General features: G+C 64.8%; 5 protein-coding genes. All 5 read right to left on the reverse strand.

The features are described 5' to 3' along the window. Positions 1-440: 4Fe-4S dicluster domain-containing protein (locus HZB86_08035; GenBank protein ID MBI5905486.1), on the reverse strand; the 440-nt coding region annotated here is incomplete at its 3' end. After that, positions 437-1195, reverse strand: coding sequence for a hypothetical protein (locus HZB86_08040; GenBank protein ID MBI5905487.1), 759 nt, complete (start codon positions 1193-1195; stop codon positions 437-439). The genes HZB86_08040 and HZB86_08035, both read right to left, overlap by 4 nt. Before the next feature lie 150 nt (positions 1196-1345). Beyond that, on the reverse strand, positions 1346-2632 hold the full coding sequence (gene nrfD / locus HZB86_08045) for a polysulfide reductase NrfD (protein MBI5905488.1): 1287 nt from the start codon (positions 2630-2632) through the stop codon (positions 1346-1348). Positions 2633-2648: 16 nt separating this feature from the next. Further along, the gene (locus HZB86_08050) at positions 2649-3575 is read right to left on the reverse strand and encodes a 4Fe-4S dicluster domain-containing protein (GenBank protein ID MBI5905489.1); all 927 of its coding nucleotides are present in this window, start codon (positions 3573-3575) and stop codon (positions 2649-2651) included. A gap of 44 nt (positions 3576-3619) precedes the next feature. Next, positions 3620-4171, reverse strand: a complete 552-nt coding sequence (locus tag HZB86_08055; GenBank protein ID MBI5905490.1) for a hypothetical protein — start codon at positions 4169-4171, stop codon at positions 3620-3622. Positions 4172-4260: the final 89 nt, after the last annotated feature.

The raw sequence follows: 4260 nt of genomic DNA on the forward strand, positions 1-4260 counted from the left end.
AGGACGACGCCGTCCTCGGTCTGGAAGGTCGCCCCGACGGGGCACACCTGGACGCACGGCGGGTTCGCGCACTGGTTGCACAGCTTCGGCACGAAGAAGCTGCGCAGGATCGTCTTGTCGGACGCCGACTCGGGCGCCTCCTCCCCGGGCGCGATCGCCTTCACGGTCGTCTGGCCGTTCTTCCGGGTGATGTACCGCTCCACCCAGGTCCGCACGAAGAACGGTTCCCGGGGGACGTTGTTCTCGTTCTTGCAGGCGTCCATGCACCGCGCGCAGCCGATGCACTTGTCCACGGAGACGCCGTACCCGAACCATTTCCCCGTCCGCACGGTCTCCTTGGCGTACGCCCTCGAGGGGAAGAGCTTCAGGACCCCCTCGATCGCCCCTCCGGAGAGGAGGACCGCGAAGAACCCCTTCAGGAAACTCCTTCGGCCGCTCACTGTTCCACCTCCGGGGAATGGGGGTAATGGCATTGCCAGCAGACGTACTTCTCGCCGTGCTCGCCCATGTCGATCTTCGGGGCGTTCTTCGCGAGCTTGTCCCTGGCGTCCTTGCCGTGGCACTTCGCGCAGAACTCCCGCGTCTGGGGCTTCGTCGGCTTGACGCTGCGCGGCGATATCTTGTGCTGCTGCGGCGCCTGGTGGCACACGGTGCACTCGAGCTGGACGTGGTGGGACACCGCCTTCATGCGGGCGATCTCCCCGTGGCACGCCGAGCACTCCTTCGGGGTGGTCGGCGGCTTCGGGTCGTGCGGGTTGTGGCAGGTGGTGCACGCCTTCAGCGGGTTGTGCGCCACCGGGTTGATCTGCGGGAACCCTCTCGGCCGGGACGGGTTGTACGCGTGGCACTGCGGGCAGAACGCCCGGGAGGTCGGGATGGTCGGCTTGACCTTGTCCGGATCCTCGGTGTGCGCCTTGGCCGGGCCGTGGCACGTCTCGCAGGAGAGGTCCTTGTGGTACCCGGTCTTCTTCTTGTTGTGGATCTCCCCGTGGCACTCCTCGCACACGTGGAACCCGGCGTACCGGACCGGCCTCGCCTTCTCCCGCTGGATCGCGTCGGCCCACTGGATCCGGACGTCCTTGACCGGCTTCGGGATCAGCACGAAATACACGAACGCCCCCACGGCGATCATCGCCACGACGACGACGATCAACCGGGCCAGCGGGTCCGGGAATTTCTCGAATAGTTTGTTCATCGCGCGCGACTCCTCCCGATAACGTCTACGAAAAAGGTGAATTTATATATATGAATTCGGGGGTTTTGTGGCCGGGCACCCCTGCCCGGCCGAAAAATCCAAACGAAGATACCAGAATCCCGGGGCATGTCAACCCAAATGGACGAACCGTTAATCCCGGTACGACTGCTCCGCCAGGGCGTCCGCCTTCCGGATGAACTCGGTGTCCACGATGACCGGCTTCACCCCGTCGTCCCCCACGTAGAACTCCCCGGTGAGGATCGGGATCGCCACCCGCAGGAGCAGCGTGTAGATGAAAAAGCCCGTGGCCCAGATCCCCAGCGCCAGGAGGAGTTCGGTCCCGGTCGGCGCGTATTCGTAGATCTCGCCCAGGACGTCGGGGACCAGCCCCGGGATGACCAGCCCCATCCCCTTCTCGATGTACACGCCGACGAAGATCAGGACGCAGCCGATGTTCAGGGTGACGAAATTCTCCCGCGTCTGCGGGATCAGGAACAGGAAGAAGGCCGTGACGTTGAAGATCATCGCCGTCCAGATGTACGGCACGAGGTTGCTGTGCCCTTTCAGGCCGAAGAAGAGGTAGTGCATCGGGGCGAGGTGGATCGTGTCCGAGTAGAACTCCTTGAACACCTCGGCGCCCAGCAGGAACAGGTTGATGAACATGGAGTAGGCGATGAGCTCGGCCACCTTGAAGACCGCCTCGTTCTTGATGTCGATCCGCGTGTACTTCCGGATGACCTGGAAGAGGATGATCATGAACGCGGGGCCGGAGCAGAACGCCGAGGCGAGGAACCGGGGGGCCAGGATCGACGCGTTCCAGAAGGGCCTTGCCGCCAGTCCGTTGTAGAGGAACGCCGTCACGGTGTGGATCGACACCGCGGCCGGGATCGAGAACAGGATCATCGGGTTGAAGAAGTTCGGGTTCGGCTCCTCCCGGTTGTAATGCTTGTAGCAGATGTAGACGGCGATCACGAGGTTGAGAATCAGGTAGGTGTTCAGGACCACCACGTCCCACGCCAGCAGGGATTGCGGGAAGTTCAGGATCCCGAACTTCGGGATCAGGTGCCAGAACCGGTCGGGGCGGCCGATGTCGACGGTGACGAAGAGCAGGCACATGACCATCGCGGAGACGGCGAGCATCTCCCCGAGGACCGCGATCTCCTTGATCGGCTTCCACTTGTACACGTAGGCGGGGATCACGAGGAGGACGGCGGCCGCGGCAACGCCGACCAGGAAGGTGAAGTTGGAGATGTAGAATCCCCAGGACACCTCGTCGCGCATCGCGGTCACGATCAGCCCGTTCTGCAGCTGGTAGGCGTACGCGGCGACGCCGACCGCCATCAGGATGAGGAGGGACACCATCCACGCGTAGTACGCCCTGCTCCCCTTGGAGACCAGGAACAGCGTCCCCTTGAAGAATTCCCAGATCTTTCGCATCGGTTCCCTCGCCGCCCTAGGTCGCGTAGAAATAGTAGAACTTCGGCCGCGTGTTCAGGTCCTCCTTGAGGATGAACACTCGCTTGTTCTCGATCAGGTACCGGATCTCCCCCTCCGGGTCGAGCAGGTTCCCGAATTTTCGGGCTCCGACGGGGCACGCCTCCACGCACGCGGTGTACCGGCCGGGGGTGTTCCGGACCCGCTGGATGCAGAAGGTGCACTTCTCGACCACGCCCACCGGCCGGGGGCGGTTTCCGAGGTAGTGCGTCTCGGTGACCAGGTCGGCGGCGGGGAGACCCGGCTTCTTCCAGTTGAAGTGGCGCGCGCCGTACGGGCAGGCGGCCATGCAGTAGCGGCAGCCGATGCACCAGTTGTAGTCGACGACGGTGATCCCGTCCCTCTCCTTCCAGGTCGCCTGCACGGGGCACACCTTCACGCACGGCGGGTTCTCGCACTGGTGGCACTGGACCGGCATGTAGAAGTGCCCCTTCTCGGGGACCTTGGCCGGGTTGTAGTACTGCTCCGCCTCCTCCAGGTCGACGCCGCGCTCCTTGGACAGCTGCAGCACCCGGATCCAGTGGATCTGCGGGTCGCGGGACTGGTTGTTCTCCTGGACGCAGCCGTACACGCACCGGCGGCACCCGATGCAGCGGGACAGGTCGAGGCCGTATCCGTACAGGACTCCCTCGATCGGCGGCGTCGCCTTGACCTTCACCGCCTTGCCGTACCGCTTGCCGTACTCCTTTTCGAGCCGTGCGAGAACCTTTTCCAGCTCCGGCTTCGACAGCTCGCGGAAATTCTTCTGGAAGAACGCCTCCCATACGGATGCGGGCGCATCCGCGGCCGGGATCGCCAGCGCTCCCAGCACCGCCGCGGCCCCCTTCATCATCTTGCGGCGCGACATCCGGTGGGCGTGGGCGTCGCGGGTTCCCTCGTTCGGCATGGACCTTTCTCCCGCCGCTCTCGGCGGCGCTTCGGGTGGGATCACTATTTTATCGCCTCGGGGCGGACCGGCGGCGGCATCGGGGCGATCGGCTTGTACCGCGGATCGTGCGGATCGTGGCAATGGACGCACAGGAGGTACTGCTTCTCCCCGTTCCACATCCCCGTCCGCTTCCCGTGGACCCCCGCCCGCCAGTCGCGGAACTTGTCGCCGTGGCACTGGCCGCAGAGGCGGTACGACTCGTCGAAGGAGATCCTCTCCCCGCTGGCCAGCCGAAGCCTGTCGCGGTTGGCGATATCGTGGCAGTCGAGGCACCACCGCTGCCCCTGCGCGTGGTTGAGGACGATGCCGGTGTGCTCGTCCTTCATCTCGCGGCGGGTCGGGTTCGGCTTCATCTCCTTGTGGCACTCCGAGCACGGGAAGATCCCCGGGGTGAACGGCGGCTTGGGTACGGCAAACTGGGGGTGGTCCGCGCCGTTGCCGTTCTTCTTCGCCCCCTGCGGCCCCTTCGGGGGGGCCGCGGCCGCGACTCCCGCCAAGAGGCACAGCGCGACCGCCGCCAATATGCACCCGTAGCGCACACGTTCCCTTTTCATCAAAGCTCCTTCAACGCTGTTTGCTGGAAAAACGGCCGGCCCCCCGTCCCCACCCGTTTCCCGCCACCCCTGCCGGGAAACGGCTATTC

The sequence above is a fragment of the Deltaproteobacteria bacterium genome (assembly GCA_016234845.1).
Lineage (GTDB): Bacteria > Desulfobacterota > Deferrimicrobia > Deferrimicrobiales > Deferrimicrobiaceae > JACRNP01.

What these genes read in the sequence shown, in the direction of transcription:
- HZB86_08040 (MBI5905487.1), bottom strand. Translation starts at nt 1,195, where the DNA reads ATGAACAAACTATTCGAGAAATTCCCGGACCCGCTGGCCCGGTTGATC.
- nrfD (MBI5905488.1), bottom strand. Translation starts at nt 2,632, where the DNA reads ATGCGAAAGATCTGGGAATTCTTCAAGGGGACGCTGTTCCTGGTCTCC.
- HZB86_08050 (MBI5905489.1), bottom strand. Translation starts at nt 3,575, where the DNA reads ATGCCGAACGAGGGAACCCGCGACGCCCACGCCCACCGGATGTCGCGC.
- HZB86_08055 (MBI5905490.1), bottom strand. Translation starts at nt 4,171, where the DNA reads ATGAAAAGGGAACGTGTGCGCTACGGGTGCATATTGGCGGCGGTCGCG.